We start from the raw sequence: 14451 nt of genomic DNA, 5'->3' as shown, positions 1-14451 counted from the left end.
GTTGCTCATCACAGAAATGCGCTGGCGGGGATTTGAACCCCGGTTGTGACCATGGCAAGGTCACGTGATACCACTACACTACCAGCGCGCCTTTCGCATCAACTCGTACCGGGGAGATGGATAAAAGGCTTGCGAAAGCGCCGACTGCGTGGCCGTCCGTCGCTTGGCAACGCGCCACACTCCGAAACGCCTGTCAACGGCCGACACGGCGCGTGCATACCGCGATACTTTTAAGCTAGGATTCTGAAGGGATAGCACAGTCTGGTGAACGGAAACGGAAGCGACACGGCATGACACGCAGCGTACTCGTGCCGTCGTCTTTGACCCGGGAGGCCGAGGACAAACGCGAGGCGACTCGCAAGCTCGGCTACGTCGCACGCGCGGCGGTCATCTTCCGGGTGGACCGACTCGTCGTCTACCCCGACCGTGGGGGCGACGACGGGCGGTTCGGCGACGGGTTCGTCGACACGGTACTGTCGTACGCCGCAACGGCACCGTACCTCCGAAAGGAGGTGTGGGCCCAGCGGGACGAACTGGAGTACGCCGGCATCCTGCCGCCGCTCCGCATCCGCTCACAGACCGGCTCCGGATCGGACGGTTCGGGGTCGTTAAGACAGGGAATCGTGACCGAGGTCGGATCTGACGGGCGCGTTCGGGTCAATTGCGGACTGCAACACCCGATCTCCCTCCCCGTCCCGCCATCGATGGCGGTCGAGGAGGGGGAGCGCGTCACCATCAGGGTCTCTTCGCGACGGCCGGTTCGCGCGAAACTCGTCGACGAACCCCTTCCGGGGTTCTCGGTGGAACGCGCGACCATCGACGACGCCCTCACACGACCGGACGCCGGCGTGCGCATCGCCGCCTCCCGGTACGGTGAGGAGTTGACGGTCGACCGCCTCGACCAACTGGTCGAGCGGACGGCCACCGACGGCCTGACAGTCACCTTCGGCGCCCCCGAACGGGGACTGCCGGAGATACTCGACTGTCAGCCAGGCGAGGAGGTCATCAGCGATGACGAACCCAAAGCGCGGTTCGACCTTTGGCTCAATACGGTTCCAAACCAGGGTAGCGAGGTCGTGCGCACCGAAGAAGCGGTGTTTGCCACGCTCGCGCCCCTCACACTAGAGTGAGACACAATGCCACAACCAAGCAGACCACGCAAAGGCTCGATGGGCTTCAGCCCCCGCAGCCGTGCGGCCAGTGAGGTCCCGCGCTTCAACTCCTGGCCGGACGACGAGGGACAGCCCGGGCTCCAAGGCTTCGCCGGATACAAGGCCGGCATGAGCCACGTCGTTGCTATCAACGACGAGCCCAACTCCCCCCGAGAGGGCCAGGAGGAGACCGTCCCGGTGACCGTCGTCGAGACGCCACCGATGCGGGCTGTCGCCGTCCGAGCTTACGAAGACACGCCGTACGGACAGCGCCCCTTGACCGAGGTGTGGACCGACGAGGTCCACGAGGACCTCGAACGGGCACTGTCCGTCCCAGAAGAACAGACCGGAGACGCCGAAGGCCAGATTCGGGAGGCACTCGACGCGGGTGACCTCGCGGACGTGCGGGTCATCACCCACACCGTCCCGAGCGGGCTTTCGAGCGTTCCGAAGAAACGTCCCGACGTGATGGAGACACGCGTCGGCGGCGGTTCGCTCGCGGACCGATTCGAGTTCGGTCTCGACCTCGTCGACGACGGCGGGGAGCACGCGGCCACGGACGTGTTCCGTGCCGGCGAGTACGCCGACGTCGCGGGTATCACGAAGGGCAAGGGGACGCAGGGTCCCGTCAAGCGATGGGGCGTCCAGAAGCGGAAGGGCAAACACGCCCGCCAGGGCTGGCGCCGACGTATCGGCAACCTCGGCCCGTGGAACCCCTCGCGCGTCCGGTCGACGGTCCCCCAGCAGGGACAGACCGGCTACCACCAGCGCACCGAACTGAACAAGCGCCTGCTCGCCCTCGGCGACGAGGACGTCACCCCCGACGGTGGCTTCGTCAACTACGGCGAGGTCGACGGCGCCTACGCACTGGTGAAAGGCTCCCTGCCGGGTCCGAACAAGCGCCTCGTGCGCTTCCGACCGGCGGTGCGACCTGCCGACCAACCGCGCCTCGACCCCGAGGTGCGCTACGTCTCCACCGTCTCCAATCAGGGATAACCCATGAAGGCAACAGTACGTGACCTGAACGGCGACGACGCGGGCGAGGTCGACCTGCCGGGCGTCTTCGAGACGCAGTTCCGGCCCGACCTCATCAAGCGCGCCGTCCTCGCCGCACAGGCCAACCGACAGCAGGACTCCGGTACAGACGAGTACGCGGGTCTTCGAACCCCGGCGGAATCCCACGGCAGCGGCCGCGGGATGGCGCACGTCCCCCGACAGAACGGGCGTGCCCGGGAGGTGCCCCAGGCCGTCTCCGGCCGACCGGCACACCCGCCGAAGGTCGAGAAGGACCGCGGACTCGACATCAACACGAAAGAGCGCAAACTCGCCACCCGCAGCGCCATCGCGGCGACCGCGGACGGCGACCTCGTTTCCGAGCGCGGCCACGACTTCGACGGGGACCTCGAGATTCCGCTCGTCGTCTCCGACGAGTTCGAGGACCTCCAGAAGACGAAGGAGGCCGTCGAAACGCTGGAAGCACTCGGCGTCTATTCGGACATCGAGCGCGCCGAGGACGGCAAGTCCGTCCGTGCCGGCCGCGGGACGACCCGCGGACGGAAGTACACCCAGCCGAAGTCGATTCTCGTCGTCACGAGCGAGGAGCCCTCGCTGGCCGCCCGCAACCTCGCGGGCGCCGACGTGACGACCGCCGCCGAGGTCAACACCGAAGACCTCGCTCCCGGCACCCACGCCGGGCGACTCACGCTGTGGACCGAGAGCGCCCTCGAGGAGGTGGCCGAGCGATGACGTTGAAACACCCGCTCGTCACCGAGAAAGCGATGAACGCCATGGACTTCGAGAACAAGTTGCAGTTCATCTGTGACTCCGAAGCCACCAAAGGCGAGATCGCCGACGCCATCGAGGCGCAGTTCGACGTGGCCGTCGCGTCCATCAACACGCAGAATACGATGAACGGTGAGAAGAAAGCGACCGTGCGTCTCTCCGAGGACGACGACGCACAGGAAGTCGCATCGCGAATCGGGGTGTTCTGAACATGGGACGACGAATCCAAGGCCAACGACGCGGTCGCGGTACGTCCACGTTCCGGGCGCCGTCGCACCGCTACAAGGCGGACCTCTCGCACCGTAACGTCGAAGACGCGGACGTCATCTCCGGTGAGGTCGTCGACATCGAGCACGACCCCGCACGGAGTGCGCCGCTCGCCGACGTGCAGTTCGACGACGACGACCGCCGACTCGTCCTCGCACCCGAGGGCATCACCGTCGGCGACACGATTCAGGTCGGCGTCTCCGCCGAAATCGCTCCCGGGAACACGCTCCCACTCGCGGAGATCCCCGAGGGCGTTCCGGTGTGTAACGTCGAACGACAGGCCGGCGACGGTGGGAAGTTCGCACGCGCTTCCGGCGTGAACGCGACGCTTCTCACTCACGACCGCAACGCCGCGGTCGTTCAGTTGCCCAGTGGCGAGATGCGCCGCCTGTCGCCGGACTGCCGCGCCACCATCGGCGTGGTCGCCGGCGGCGGTCGAACGGAGAAGCCGTTCGTGAAGGCCGGCAACAAGCATCACAAGATGAAATCGCGGGGGACGAAGTACCCGCGCGTCCGCGGTGTCGCGATGAACGCCGTCGACCACCCCTTCGGTGGCGGCGGCCGACAGCACCCCGGCAAACCCAAAAGCATCTCCCGGGACGCGCCGCCGGGCCGCAAGGTGGGCGACATCGCCTCCAAGCGGACCGGTCGGGGCGGCAAAGGAGGTAGAGAATGAGTTCGGAATACCAAATCGGCCACGAGGGTGACTTCACCTACCGTGGTCACACGCTCGACGAGTTGCAGGAGTTGGAACTCGACGAGGTTGCGGAACTGCTTCCCGCCCGACAGCGGCGAACTATCAAGCGGGGCCTCTCGACTGAAAAGCAGAAACTGCTCGAGAAGGCACGCTCGCGTGGCGCCGAGGAGACCGCGAACGACCCGATTCGAACCCACCTGCGGGATATGCCGATCCTGCCGGAGTTCGTCGGATTGACGTTCGCCGTCTACACCGGCCAGAGCTTCGAACGCGTCGAGATAGAACCCGAGATGATCGGGCACTATCTCGGCGAGTTCCAGCTCACGCGTTCGTCCGTCGAACACGGACAGGCGGGCATCGGGGCTACCCGCTCCTCGAAGTTCGTCCCGCTCAAATAATCATGGGAATCAGCTACTCAGTCGACGCCGACCCCGACAAAACGGCGAAAGCCATGCTTCGGGAGCGTCACATGAGCCACAAGCACAGCAAGGAGATCGCCCGCGAAATCAAGGGCAAGACCGCTTCCGATGCGGTCGAGTACCTCGAAGCGGTCGTCAACGAGGAGAAGTCCGTCCCGTTCAAGTCCCACAACTCCGGTGTCGGCCACCGAAACGACATCGAGGGCTGGGACGCGGGTCGGTACCCCAACAAGGCCTCGAAGGCCTTCCTCGACCTCCTGGAGAACGCCATCAACAACGCCGACCATCAGGGCTTCGACGGTGAGGCGATGACCATCGCCCACATCGCGGCCCACAAGGTCGGCGAGTCGCCGGGACAGAAACCCCGCGCGTTCGGTCGTGCCTCGGAGTGGAACACCCCGCAGGTCGACGTCGAACTTATCCTCGAAAGCGAGGAGGAGGACGAATAATGGCAGACGAACATCAATTCATCGAAAACGGGCTTCAGCGAACCCAGATTGACGAGTTCTTCTCGGACGAACTCTCCCGTGCCGGCTACGGCGGGATGGACGTCGCGAAGACGCCGATGGGCACCCAGATCGTGCTCAAGGCCGAAAAGCCCGGTATGGTCATCGGCAAAGGCGGGAAGAACATCCGGAAGATCACCACTGAACTGGAGGAGCGGTTCAACCTCGAAGACCCCCAGATCGACGTTCAGGAGGTCGACGAACCGGACCTCAACGCCCAGATCGTCGCCGACCGACTCGCCAACGCCCTCGAGCGGGGTTGGTACTTCCGGAAGGCCGGTCACACGACCATCGACCGCATCATGGATTCCGGCGCCCTCGGCGCCGAAATCGTCCTGAGCGGGAAGGTCACGGGTGCACGCTCGCGCGTGGAGAAGTTCAACCGTGGCTACATCAAGCACAACGGCGAACCCGCCGAGACCATCGTCGACAGCGGCGTCGGCGTCGCGGTCATGAAACTCGGCACCATCGGCGTACGTGTGAAGATCATCCCGCCGAACGCGGAACTCCCCGACGACTTCGAGGTCTACGAGGACGTCGAGGTCGAGGACTTCGTCGAAGAGCCGGAGGGCGAAATCGAGGACCTCCTCGAAGAGCCCGAGGACGCCGACGCCGAATCCGTCGGCGCCGACCCCGAGGAAGTCGCCGAGGAGGCGACGGAGACGGAGGTCCCCGACGACATCGAAGAGGAGATCATCGACGAGGAGGTCGACAGCGAGGAAGGCGCATCGCCGACGTCGCCGCCGGACTCCGCCGAGGAAGACGAACCGGAAGCACTCGACGAGGATATCGAGGCCGAAGCGGCCGACCTCGTCGAGGAGATGGAAGCGGAAGCGGACGAAGACGAAGACGAGGAGGCTGAGGAATAATGGCCATCCTACACGTCGACGAAATCCGCGACATGACGCCCGCCGAGCGCGAGACGGAGCTCGAGCAGCTCGAAACCGAGCTGCTCAACGAGAAGGCCGTCCTCGCCGCCGGTGGTGCCCCGGAGAACCCGGGTCGCATCGGCGAACTCAAACGAACCATCGCGCGCATGAAGACGGTTCAGCGCGAGGAGGGCGACTTCGACGAATGACCCCGAAGTCGCTCGTCCGTCACGAACTCGCCGGCCTCGATGTCGAGGTCACCGATTCGCCCAACCCCGACCTCGTCGGGATAGCCGGGCGCGTCGTCGACGAGACGACGAACACGCTGCTCGTGGCGACGAGCGACGGGGTCAAACAGGTGCCGAAGGCCGCGGCGACCTTCCGGTTCACCGTCGACTCCACCGACGTGGTGGTCGACGGCGAACGGCTCGTCGCTCGCCCCGCCCGACGCACCGAGCAGATTGGAGGTTCACTATGGCAATAGGACTCGACGTAACTCAGCCTCCGGAACCGGATAATCCGGAGGAGTACGACTACGAGACGTGTCCGTTCTTCGGTGAGTTGCCCGTCCGCGGGCAGGTCATCGAGGGGACGGTCGTCTCGACAGACATGGAACGTACCGTCGTCGTCGAGCGAGAGTACGACGTGAAGGTACCCAAGTACGACCGCTACATGAAGCGGCGGTCGCGTATTCCGGCCCACGTGCCGGAGGTACTGGAGCCGCTCTCGGTCGGCGATGAAGTAAAGATTGCAGAGACGCGACCGCTCTCGAAGACGAAGAGCCACGTCGTTGTCGAAGTCGCGGGAGGTGAGGAGTGATGGAGGCGCTGAACGCCGACGTCACCCAGGGGCTCGAGAAGGGCTCGCTCATCACCTGTGCCGACAACACGGGCGCCCGAGAGCTGAAGGTCATCTCGGTCTCCGGCTACTCGGGGACGAAGAACCGACACCCGAAGGCGGGTCTCGGTGACAAGGTGACCGTCTCGGTCACGAAAGGGACGCCGGAGATGCGGCGGCAGGTGCTGGAAGCGGTCATCATCCGCCAGCGCAAGCCGGTCCGCCGTCCGGACGGCACGCGCCTCAAATTCGAGGACAACGCGGCCGTCATCATCGACGAGAACGAAGAGCCCCGCGGGACCGAACTCAAGGGTCCCATCGCTCGTGAAGTCGCAGAGCGGTTCGGGAGCATCGCCAGCACGGCGACGATGATAGTATGACACGACAACCAACCAAACAGCGCAATCGACAGGAGCGCGCCCCGCTGCACGAAAAGCAGAAGCAGGTTCGTGCGCCGCTCTCGCCGGAACTCCGCGAGGAGTACGGCCAGCGGAGCGTCCGCGTCAACGTGGGCGACACCGTGGAGGTCCAGCGCGGCGACTTCGCCGGCGATGCCGGTGAGGTCATCGACGTCGACCTTCGTGCGGCCGTCATCCACGTCGAGGACGTGACTCAGGAGACGGCGGACGGCGAGGAGGTTCCCCGTCCGCTCGAAGCCAGCAACGTTCAGGTGACCGACCTGGACCTCTCCGACGACGTGCGCGAGGCGCGACTGGAGGAGGATAACGAATGACGAAACACCAGAAACGACTCTCGGTTCCGAAGTCGTGGCCGGTCGAGCGGAAAGAAGAGACCTACACGACGAAGGCCGCCGCGGGTCCGCACGGCGAGGAAGGGGTTCCGCTCCTCATCGTCCTGCGTGACGTGCTTGGCTACGTCGACTCGAAGAAGGAAGCCCGCTACGCGCTCGAACAGGACAGCGTTCTCATCAACGGGAAGGCCGTCTCCGACGAGCGCCGACCGATCGGAATGTTCGACATCCTCGCGTTCGTCGAACGTGAGGAGTACTACCGCGTGTTCCCCGACGAGGGTGGTCGGCTCTCGCTGACGCCCATCGACGAGGATTCCGCGGGCTCGAAACTCGGCAAAATCATCGGCAAGACGCAGATTACTGGCGGCGACACGCAGTTGACGCTGCACGACGGCCAGACGCTGCTCGTCGACGACGCAGCCGAGTACGACACGAACGACTCCATCGTCGTCTCCAACGACGACGGCGAGGTCGTCGCCCACTTCACCTACGAGGAGGGCGCCCTCGTGACGGCCGTTCGTGGCGCACACGCCGGTCGAATCGGGACCATCGACGAGATTCAGGTCACGCCCGGTTCCTCGGCGAACAACGTCCTCATCGAGGGCGACGACGACCGCTTCGAGACGGTCGAGGAGTACGTCGTCGTCATCGACGAGAACTTCACGGACGGAGGTGACGACGAATGAGCTCGGAATCAGCCGACTCGGAGTTCCACGAGATGCGCGAACCGACCGTCGAGAAGGTCGTCGCCCACATGGGCGTCGGCGAAGGCGGTGAGCCGCTCGCGACCGCCGAGAGCATTCTCGGCGAAATCACGGAACAGCAGCCGGTTCGAACGACGGCGAAACGCACCATTCAGGACTTCAACGTCCGCGAGGGCGATCCGATCGGTGCGAAGGTCACGCTCCGCGGCGACGCCGCGGAAGCGTTCCTCGAGACGGCGCTGGAGATCGCCGACATCTCGGCGAAGCAGTTCGACGAGACCGGCAACTTCAGCTTTGGCATCGAGGAGCACACCGACTTCCCGAGCCAGGAGTACGACCCGACCATCGGGATCTTTGGTCTCGACGTGACGGTCAACCTCGTCCGGCCGGGCTACCGCGTGACGAAGCGCGACAAGGTGTCCCAGCCGATTCCGTCGAACCACCGACTGACCGCCGAGGACGCCATCGCGTTCCTCGAAGCGAACTACGACGTGGAGGTGACCGAATGAGCGAATCCGAACAAGAGACAGGCGAGCAGGCCGCAAAGCGAACGGGCCAGCTCGAAGCATGCCAGCGCTGCGGGCGCGAGCAAGGACTCGTCGGCAAGTACGACATCTGGCTGTGCCGACAGTGCTTCCGCGAAGTCGCCCGTGGCATGGGCTTCAAGAAGTACAGCTAACAATGGCGGACAACGACCCACTGGCCAGCGCGCTGTCGGGACTCGACAACGCCGAGAGCGTCGGCCACCTAGAGCAGACGATACAGCCCGCCTCGAACGAAATCGGCTCCGTACTCGAGGTCTTTTACGACCGCGGGTACGTCGACGGATTCCAGTTCGTCGACGACGGGAAAGCCGGTCGATTCGAGGTCGAACTGAAAGGAGCGATCAACGAGTGTGGCGCGGTCAAGCCCCGCTATTCGGCGGGCGCAGACGACTTCGAGAAGTGGGAGAAGCGGTTCCTCCCCGCCCGTGACTACGGGACGCTCGTCGTCACGACCAGCCACGGCGTGATGAGCCACTACGAGGCCCGCGAACAGGGTATCGGTGGCCAAGTGATCGCGTACGTCTACTGACCATGCGAAAGGAAATCGACATTCCGGACGAGGTCACGGCGACGATGGACCACTTCGACATCACCGTCGAAGGGGACAACGGGAGCGTCACGCGACGCCTCTGGTACCCCGACGTGACGGTGTCCGTCGAGGACGGTTCGGTCGTCGTCGAGACCGACGACGAGAACGCGAAAGCCCGTGCCACGGTCGGCACCTTCCAGAGCCACGTCACGAACATGATTCACGGCGTGACCGAGGGCTGGGAGTACAACATGGAAGTGTTCTACTCTCACTTCCCCATGCAGGTCTCCGTCCAAGACGGAGAGGTCGTCATCGAGAACTTCCTCGGCGAGAAGGCGCCGCGACGGACGCCCGTCCGCGGCGACACCGAGGTCTCGGTCGACGGCGAGGAACTGACCATCACGGGCCCGAGTATCGAAGACGTCGGCCAGACGGCGGCCGACATCGAACAGCTGACCCGGGTTCCCGACAAGGACACCCGCGTCTTCCAGGACGGCGTCTACATCACACAGACGCCCGAACGAGGTGAGGTCTGATGGCTGACGACGAAGAATACGAAGCACTGACCGACATCAGCGGCGTCGGTCCCTCGAAGGCCGAAGCACTGCAAGAGGCCGGCATCGAGACCGTCGACGACGTCCGCGAACGTTCACAGGATGAACTCGCGGAGGTCGAGGGTATCGGTAACGCCCTCGCGGCGCGTATCAAAGCCGACGTCGGCGGCCTCGAAGTCTCCGAGGACACCGAAGCCGAAGTCGAAGAGGACGAGCCGGAGGAAGCCGAGGAGACGCCCGACGAGGACGTCGAGACGGAACTGCAGCCCCGCGGACTGGCCGAGAAGACCCCCGAGTTGAGCGACAACGAGGAGCGGCTTCTCAAACAGCGCCAGCGCGTCGGCAAACCGCAGTTCAATCGGCAGGACTACCACAAGAAAAAGCGGACGCCGACCTCGTGGCGCAAGCCCCGCGGTGGGCTCTCGAAGCAGCGCCGCGGCATCAAGGGCAAGGGCCCGAAAGTCGAGGCCGGCTACCGGACGCCGAAGGCGGTGCGCGGCAAGCACCCCAGCGGCTTCGAGGAGGTTCGCGTCGAGAACGTCGACGACCTCGACGGTATCGACGGGGACACGGAGGCCGCCCGAATCGGCTCGACCGTCGGCGCTCGCAAGCGCGAGCGTATCGAAGAGGTCGCCGAGGAGGAGGGCATCCGCGTGCTCAACCCGACCTACATCGAAGTGGAGGTAGAGGAATGACTGACCTGAAAGCACAGAAGCGACTGGCAGCGGACGTGCTCGGCGTCGGGAAGAACCGCGTCAAGTTCGACCCCGACGCACAGGGCGAAATCGCCGACGCCATCACGCGCGACGACATCCGAGAGCTCGTCGACACCGGCGTCATCTCCGCGACCGAGGCCAAGGGCAACTCCCGTGGCAAGGCTCGCGAACGGGCGAAGAAGCGCTCCTACGGTCACCAGAAGGGACACGGTTCCCGGAAGGGGAAGGCCGGAGCACGACAGAACAAGAAGGAGGATTGGACGAGCCGCATCCGCGCTCAGCGTCGCGAACTCCGCGACCTGCGCGATGACGGCGAAATCGACCGCTCGCAGTACCGCGAGCTGTACGACCAAGCCAGCGGTGGCGAGTTCGACAGCGTCGCGGACCTGCGACGGTACATCGACGACAACTACGGTGAAATCTGATGGCAACGGGACCAAGATACAAGGTGCCGATGCGGCGTCGCCGCGAGGCCCGAACGAACTACCACCAGAGGTTGCGCCTGCTGAAATCCGGCAAGCCACGGCTCGTTGCTCGCAAGAGCAACAACCAAACCAGGGCGCAGCTGGTCGTGACCGGCACGAACGGTGACGAAACGCTTGCGAGCGCTTCCTCGGCCGACCTCGAAGAGTTCGGCTGGGAGGCGCCGACGGGCAACCTGCCCGCGGCGTATCTGACCGGCTTTCTGGCCGGCAAACGTGCCGTCGAGGCCGGCCTCGAAGAGGCAGTTCTCGACATCGGGCTCAACACGGCGACCCCCGGCAACAAGGCGTTCGCAGTACAGGAAGGTGCAATCGACGCAGGTCTGGAGATTCCGCACAACGACGAGGTGTTCGCTGACTGGCAGCGCACCCGCGGAACCCACATCGCGGAATACGCCGAACAAGAGGACGGCCTCTACAGCGGCGACTTCGATGCGACGGAGCTTCCGGACCACTTCGACGAGGTGCGAGAGCGCCTGGAGGATGAACTATGAGTAACGGATGGGAGCCGCGTACGCGGCTCGGACGCAAGGTAGCAGAGGACGAGATCACCTCGATGCGTGACGCCCTGCAGTCGGGGCTTCCGCTGAAGGAACCGGAGATCGTCGACCAACTCCTCCCCGGACTGGACGACGAGGTCCTGGACATCAACATGGTCCAGCGGATGACCGACTCCGGCCGACGCGTGAAGTTCCGCTGTGTCGTCGTCGTGGGCAACCGCGACGGCTTCGTCGGCTACGCGCAAGGTCGAGACGACCAGGTCGGTGGCGCGATTCAGAAGGCTATCAACGTGGCCAAACTGAACATCATCGACGTCTCGCGTGGCTGTGGGTCCTGGGAGTGTGGCTGCGGCCGCCCCCACACCGTCGCGCTGCGGACGACCGGCAAAGCCGGCTCCGTCGAGGTCGAACTACAGCCCGCCCCGCGTGGGCTGGGGCTGGCGGGCGGAGAGACCGTCCGGCACGTCCTCGAACTCGCGGGTATCGAGGACATCTGGACGCGCTCCAGCGGGAACACCCGAACGACGGTCAACTTCGCGAAGGCGACGTTCAACGCCCTTCGTGCGACCGCAGAGGCCCGCGTCCCCGAGCGCACCCTCGAGAAGCGTGAGGTGGTCGAATGAGGGCCATCGTCCAACTGCGCGGTGAGGTCAACCAAAGCGAGAGCGTCCGAGACACCCTCGGCATGCTCAACCTCCACCGCGTCAACCACGCCACGTTCGTCCCCGAGACGGACGCCTACCGCGGCATGGTGACGAAGGTCAACGACTGGGTCGCCCACGGCGAACCCACCGAGGAGACCGTCGCGCTGCTCGTCAGCCGTCGCGCCGAGCCCGCCGAGGGCGCGGCCGACATCGACGACGAGTGGGTCGCGGACAACACCGACTACGACGACGTCGACGCGCTCGCGTCGGCAATCGTCGCAGAGGAGACGACGCTCCAGGAACAGGGGCTCTCGCCGACGCTCCGTCTGCACCCGCCACGTGGCGGCCACGACGGCGTCAAACATCCGACGACCGAGGGCGGCCAGCTCGGCCCCCACTCGACGGAAGACATCGACGCACTGCTGGAGGCGATGCGATAATGACATCCAAGAAACGACGACAGCGCGGTTCTCGCACACACGGCGGCGGCACCCACAAGAACCGCCGCGGCGCCGGCCACCGAGGCGGGCGCGGTCGTGCGGGCCGTGACAAACACGAGTTCCACAACTACGAACCGCTCGGCAAATCCGGCTTCAAGCGACCCCAGAAGACCGACCGGACGGTCGAGACCGTCAACCTCCGTGAACTCGACGAGGACATCGCGATTCTCGTCGAGGACGGCGTCGCCGAGGAGTCCGGCGACGGCTACGCTATCGACGCTCGGGACCTCGTCGAGGACGGCCACGAAGCCGACTCGGTGAAGGTGCTGGGCGCCGGTCGCGTCTACAACGCTCTGGAGGTCACCGCCGACGCCTTCTCCGACAGCGCCGAGGAAGCGCTCTCGGAGGCCGGCGGCGAAGCGGTCCTTTCGGAGCGCGGTGAAGCCGCCGAAGAGGCCGACAAAGATACAACCGACGAGGACAACGAGGAAGCGTAATGAGCTGGAAGGAGGTCGCCGAACCGGTACTCACGCGCCTGCCCGCAGTGAAGCGACCGACGGGACACGTACCGTTCCGTCGGAAGCTCGGCTGGACCGCGGGCGTGCTCGTGTTGTACTTCTTCCTGACGAACGTGGCCATCTACGGCCTCGGGCAGAGCTCGGACATCTTCGGGCAGTTCCGAACCATCCTTGCGGGCGCACAGGGGTCGCTACTGCAGGTCGGTATCGGTCCCATCGTCACCGCGTCCATCGTGCTGCAGTTGCTCGGTGGCGCCGACCTCCTCGGACTCGACACCGAAGAGAACCCCCGCGACCAGGCCATCTATCAGGGCCTTCAGAAGCTCCTTGTCGTCGTGATGACGGCACTGACGGCGTTGCCGATGGTGTTCGCCGGCTTCCTACAGCCGAGTCCGCAGGTCGCGGCGACGCTGCCGTTCGGGACGACGGGACTGGCGTGGCTGATGTTCGCCCAAATCTTCGTCGGCGGCCTCCTCATCCTCTACATGGACGAGATCATCTCGAAGTGGGGGGTCGGCTCCGGTATCGGCCTGTTCATTATCGCCGGAGTGAGCCAGCGACTCATCGGTGGCTTCATCGCCTGGAGCGGTCTGGGTGCCGGCTACGTCGGGTTCTTCCCGCGGTGGTTCGGCATCGTCACCGGCGACATCGAGATCGGCTCACCGCTGACTCAGTCGGGGCTGTTCGACCTGTTCCTCGGCCCCGGTGAACTGCTCGGCCTCATCACGACGCTGTTCATCTTCGGCGTGGTCGTTTACGCCGAATCCGTCCGCGTCGAGATTCCGCTGAGTCACTCCCGCGTAAAGGGCGCCCGCGGTCGCTTCCCCGTGAAGCTCATCTACGCGAGTGTCCTGCCGATGATTCTCGTCCGTGCCCTGCAGGCGAACGTCCAGTTCCTCGGTCGCATCCTCAACGCACAGTGGACTGGCATGCCGCTGTGGCTCGGTGATTACACCCAGCCACAGGCCGGCGGCTTCGCCGAACCCATCGGCGGGTTGTTCTACTACCTCGCGCCGATTTACACGCCGGAAGACTGGATGTGGTGGCTCGGTGAGACCACCGCAGCGCCGTGGCAAATCATGCTCCGCGTGGGTATCGACCTCACGTTCATGATCTTCGGCGGCGCCATCTTCGCCATCTTCTGGGTCGAAACGACGGGCATGGGCCCCAATGCGACGGCCAAACAGATTCAGAACTCCGGAATGCAGATTCCCGGGTTCCGACAGTCGCCCGGCGTCACCGAGAAGGTTCTCGAGCGGTACATCCCGCAGGTCACCGTCATCGGCGGTGCCCTCGTGGGACTGCTCGCGGTCATGGCGAACATGCTCGGTACCATCGGACAGGTCTCCGGAACGGGTCTGCTGCTTACGGTCTCTATCACGTACAAACTGTACGAGGAGATAGCCGAAGAGCAGATGATGGAGATGCATCCGATGATGCGGGAGATGTTTGGATAGGTCGGCAGATAATCTGTCCGACAGCCGACTCGCTTTTTATTTGATGTCAGCCACACTGGCTGCCCCGGCTCTCAGTACTGTTC

General features: G+C 64.9%; 24 protein-coding genes, 1 tRNA gene and 1 pseudogene. 25 read left to right on the top strand and 1 reads right to left on the bottom strand.

Features of this window, described 5'->3' with window-relative positions:
• Nucleotides 1-17: 17 nt before the first annotated feature.
• Nucleotides 18-88 (bottom strand) — tRNA-Gly (locus HWX69_RS13660).
• Nucleotides 89-290: 202 nt separating this feature from the next.
• Here HWX69_RS13660 and HWX69_RS13655 point away from each other — a divergent pair.
• The 25 genes and pseudogenes from HWX69_RS13655 to secY all read left to right on the top strand — a co-directional run bounded on the left by HWX69_RS13655 (nucleotide 291) and on the right by secY (nucleotide 14368).
• Nucleotides 291-1130 (top strand): putative RNA uridine N3 methyltransferase, encoded by an 840-nt coding sequence (locus HWX69_RS13655; protein ID WP_156708085.1) that lies wholly within the window; start codon nucleotides 291-293, stop codon nucleotides 1128-1130.
• A gap of 6 nt (nucleotides 1131-1136) precedes the next feature.
• Nucleotides 1137-2147: a 50S ribosomal protein L3 gene (locus tag HWX69_RS13650; protein ID WP_178917627.1), complete on the top strand. Its 1011-nt coding sequence runs from the start codon at nucleotides 1137-1139 to the stop codon at nucleotides 2145-2147.
• Between the two features lie 3 nt (nucleotides 2148-2150).
• On the top strand, nucleotides 2151-2897 hold the full coding sequence (gene rpl4p / locus HWX69_RS13645; RefSeq protein ID WP_178917626.1) for a 50S ribosomal protein L4: 747 nt from the start codon (nucleotides 2151-2153) through the stop codon (nucleotides 2895-2897).
• Complete coding sequence (locus HWX69_RS13640; protein WP_178917625.1) at nucleotides 2894-3142, top strand: 50S ribosomal protein L23; 249 nt, start codon at nucleotides 2894-2896, stop codon at nucleotides 3140-3142. Before rpl4p ends, HWX69_RS13640 begins: the two co-directional genes overlap by 4 nt.
• 2 nt (nucleotides 3143-3144) lie before the next feature.
• Nucleotides 3145-3876, top strand: coding sequence for a 50S ribosomal protein L2 (locus tag HWX69_RS13635; protein ID WP_156708081.1), 732 nt, complete (start codon nucleotides 3145-3147; stop codon nucleotides 3874-3876).
• Entirely contained in the window at nucleotides 3873-4295 is a 423-nt protein-coding gene (locus HWX69_RS13630; protein ID WP_156708080.1) for a 30S ribosomal protein S19, read from the top strand. Before HWX69_RS13635 ends, HWX69_RS13630 begins: the two co-directional genes overlap by 4 nt.
• A 2-nt stretch (nucleotides 4296-4297) precedes the next feature.
• A complete protein-coding gene (locus HWX69_RS13625; RefSeq protein WP_156708079.1) occupies nucleotides 4298-4765 on the top strand; it encodes a 50S ribosomal protein L22 in 468 nt (155 codons plus the stop codon).
• Entirely contained in the window at nucleotides 4765-5691 is a 927-nt protein-coding gene (locus HWX69_RS13620; protein ID WP_178917624.1) for a 30S ribosomal protein S3, read from the top strand. The genes HWX69_RS13625 and HWX69_RS13620 overlap by 1 nt, the downstream gene beginning before the upstream one ends.
• A complete protein-coding gene (rpmC, locus tag HWX69_RS13615) occupies nucleotides 5691-5900 on the top strand; it encodes a 50S ribosomal protein L29 (protein WP_178917623.1) in 210 nt (69 codons plus the stop codon). Before HWX69_RS13620 ends, rpmC begins: the two co-directional genes overlap by 1 nt.
• Nucleotides 5897-6175: a ribonuclease P protein component 1 gene (locus HWX69_RS13610; RefSeq protein ID WP_178917622.1), complete on the top strand. Its 279-nt coding sequence runs from the start codon at nucleotides 5897-5899 to the stop codon at nucleotides 6173-6175. Before rpmC ends, HWX69_RS13610 begins: the two co-directional genes overlap by 4 nt.
• Nucleotides 6166-6492, top strand: a pseudogene (locus tag HWX69_RS13605) (30S ribosomal protein S17); the annotation flags it as partial. The gene HWX69_RS13610 and the pseudogene HWX69_RS13605, both read left to right, overlap by 10 nt.
• 17 nt (nucleotides 6493-6509) lie before the next feature.
• Nucleotides 6510-6908, top strand: coding sequence for a 50S ribosomal protein L14 (locus HWX69_RS13600; RefSeq protein ID WP_156708074.1), 399 nt, complete (start codon nucleotides 6510-6512; stop codon nucleotides 6906-6908).
• Entirely contained in the window at nucleotides 6905-7261 is a 357-nt protein-coding gene (gene rplX, locus HWX69_RS13595; RefSeq protein ID WP_178917621.1) for a 50S ribosomal protein L24, read from the top strand. The genes HWX69_RS13600 and rplX overlap by 4 nt, the downstream gene beginning before the upstream one ends.
• Nucleotides 7258-7965: a 30S ribosomal protein S4e gene (locus tag HWX69_RS13590; RefSeq protein WP_178917620.1), complete on the top strand. Its 708-nt coding sequence runs from the start codon at nucleotides 7258-7260 to the stop codon at nucleotides 7963-7965. Before rplX ends, HWX69_RS13590 begins: the two co-directional genes overlap by 4 nt.
• Nucleotides 7962-8492, top strand: coding sequence for a 50S ribosomal protein L5 (locus HWX69_RS13585; protein ID WP_178917619.1), 531 nt, complete (start codon nucleotides 7962-7964; stop codon nucleotides 8490-8492). The genes HWX69_RS13590 and HWX69_RS13585 overlap by 4 nt, the downstream gene beginning before the upstream one ends.
• The gene (locus HWX69_RS13580; RefSeq protein WP_156708070.1) at nucleotides 8489-8662 is read left to right on the top strand and encodes a 30S ribosomal protein S14; all 174 of its coding nucleotides are present in this window, start codon (nucleotides 8489-8491) and stop codon (nucleotides 8660-8662) included. Before HWX69_RS13585 ends, HWX69_RS13580 begins: the two co-directional genes overlap by 4 nt.
• Nucleotides 8663-8664: 2 nt before the next feature.
• Nucleotides 8665-9057, top strand: a complete 393-nt coding sequence (locus tag HWX69_RS13575; protein ID WP_178917618.1) for a 30S ribosomal protein S8 — start codon at nucleotides 8665-8667, stop codon at nucleotides 9055-9057.
• A gap of 2 nt (nucleotides 9058-9059) precedes the next feature.
• Nucleotides 9060-9593: a 50S ribosomal protein L6 gene (locus tag HWX69_RS13570; protein ID WP_178917617.1), complete on the top strand. Its 534-nt coding sequence runs from the start codon at nucleotides 9060-9062 to the stop codon at nucleotides 9591-9593.
• On the top strand, nucleotides 9593-10306 hold the full coding sequence (locus HWX69_RS13565) for a 50S ribosomal protein L32e (RefSeq protein WP_178917616.1): 714 nt from the start codon (nucleotides 9593-9595) through the stop codon (nucleotides 10304-10306). Before HWX69_RS13570 ends, HWX69_RS13565 begins: the two co-directional genes overlap by 1 nt.
• Complete coding sequence (locus HWX69_RS13560; protein WP_178917615.1) at nucleotides 10303-10752, top strand: 50S ribosomal protein L19e; 450 nt, start codon at nucleotides 10303-10305, stop codon at nucleotides 10750-10752. Before HWX69_RS13565 ends, HWX69_RS13560 begins: the two co-directional genes overlap by 4 nt.
• Nucleotides 10752-11303 (top strand): 50S ribosomal protein L18, encoded by a 552-nt coding sequence (locus HWX69_RS13555; protein ID WP_178917614.1) that lies wholly within the window; start codon nucleotides 10752-10754, stop codon nucleotides 11301-11303. Before HWX69_RS13560 ends, HWX69_RS13555 begins: the two co-directional genes overlap by 1 nt.
• On the top strand, nucleotides 11300-11932 hold the full coding sequence (locus HWX69_RS13550) for a 30S ribosomal protein S5 (RefSeq protein ID WP_156708064.1): 633 nt from the start codon (nucleotides 11300-11302) through the stop codon (nucleotides 11930-11932). Before HWX69_RS13555 ends, HWX69_RS13550 begins: the two co-directional genes overlap by 4 nt.
• Nucleotides 11929-12393, top strand: coding sequence for a 50S ribosomal protein L30 (locus HWX69_RS13545; RefSeq protein WP_178917613.1), 465 nt, complete (start codon nucleotides 11929-11931; stop codon nucleotides 12391-12393). The genes HWX69_RS13550 and HWX69_RS13545 overlap by 4 nt, the downstream gene beginning before the upstream one ends.
• A complete protein-coding gene (locus tag HWX69_RS13540) occupies nucleotides 12393-12890 on the top strand; it encodes an uL15m family ribosomal protein (RefSeq protein ID WP_156708062.1) in 498 nt (165 codons plus the stop codon). The genes HWX69_RS13545 and HWX69_RS13540 overlap by 1 nt, the downstream gene beginning before the upstream one ends.
• Nucleotides 12890-14368, top strand: coding sequence for a preprotein translocase subunit SecY (gene secY / locus HWX69_RS13535; RefSeq protein ID WP_178917612.1), 1479 nt, complete (start codon nucleotides 12890-12892; stop codon nucleotides 14366-14368). The genes HWX69_RS13540 and secY overlap by 1 nt, the downstream gene beginning before the upstream one ends.
• Nucleotides 14369-14451: the final 83 nt, after the last annotated feature.

This window comes from Natronomonas gomsonensis, assembly GCF_013391635.1.
Taxonomy (GTDB): Archaea; Halobacteriota; Halobacteria; order Halobacteriales; family Haloarculaceae; genus Natronomonas; species Natronomonas gomsonensis_A.
Note: the sequence above shows the minus strand (reverse complement) of the source record. Positions and strands in the feature narration are given on the sequence as shown.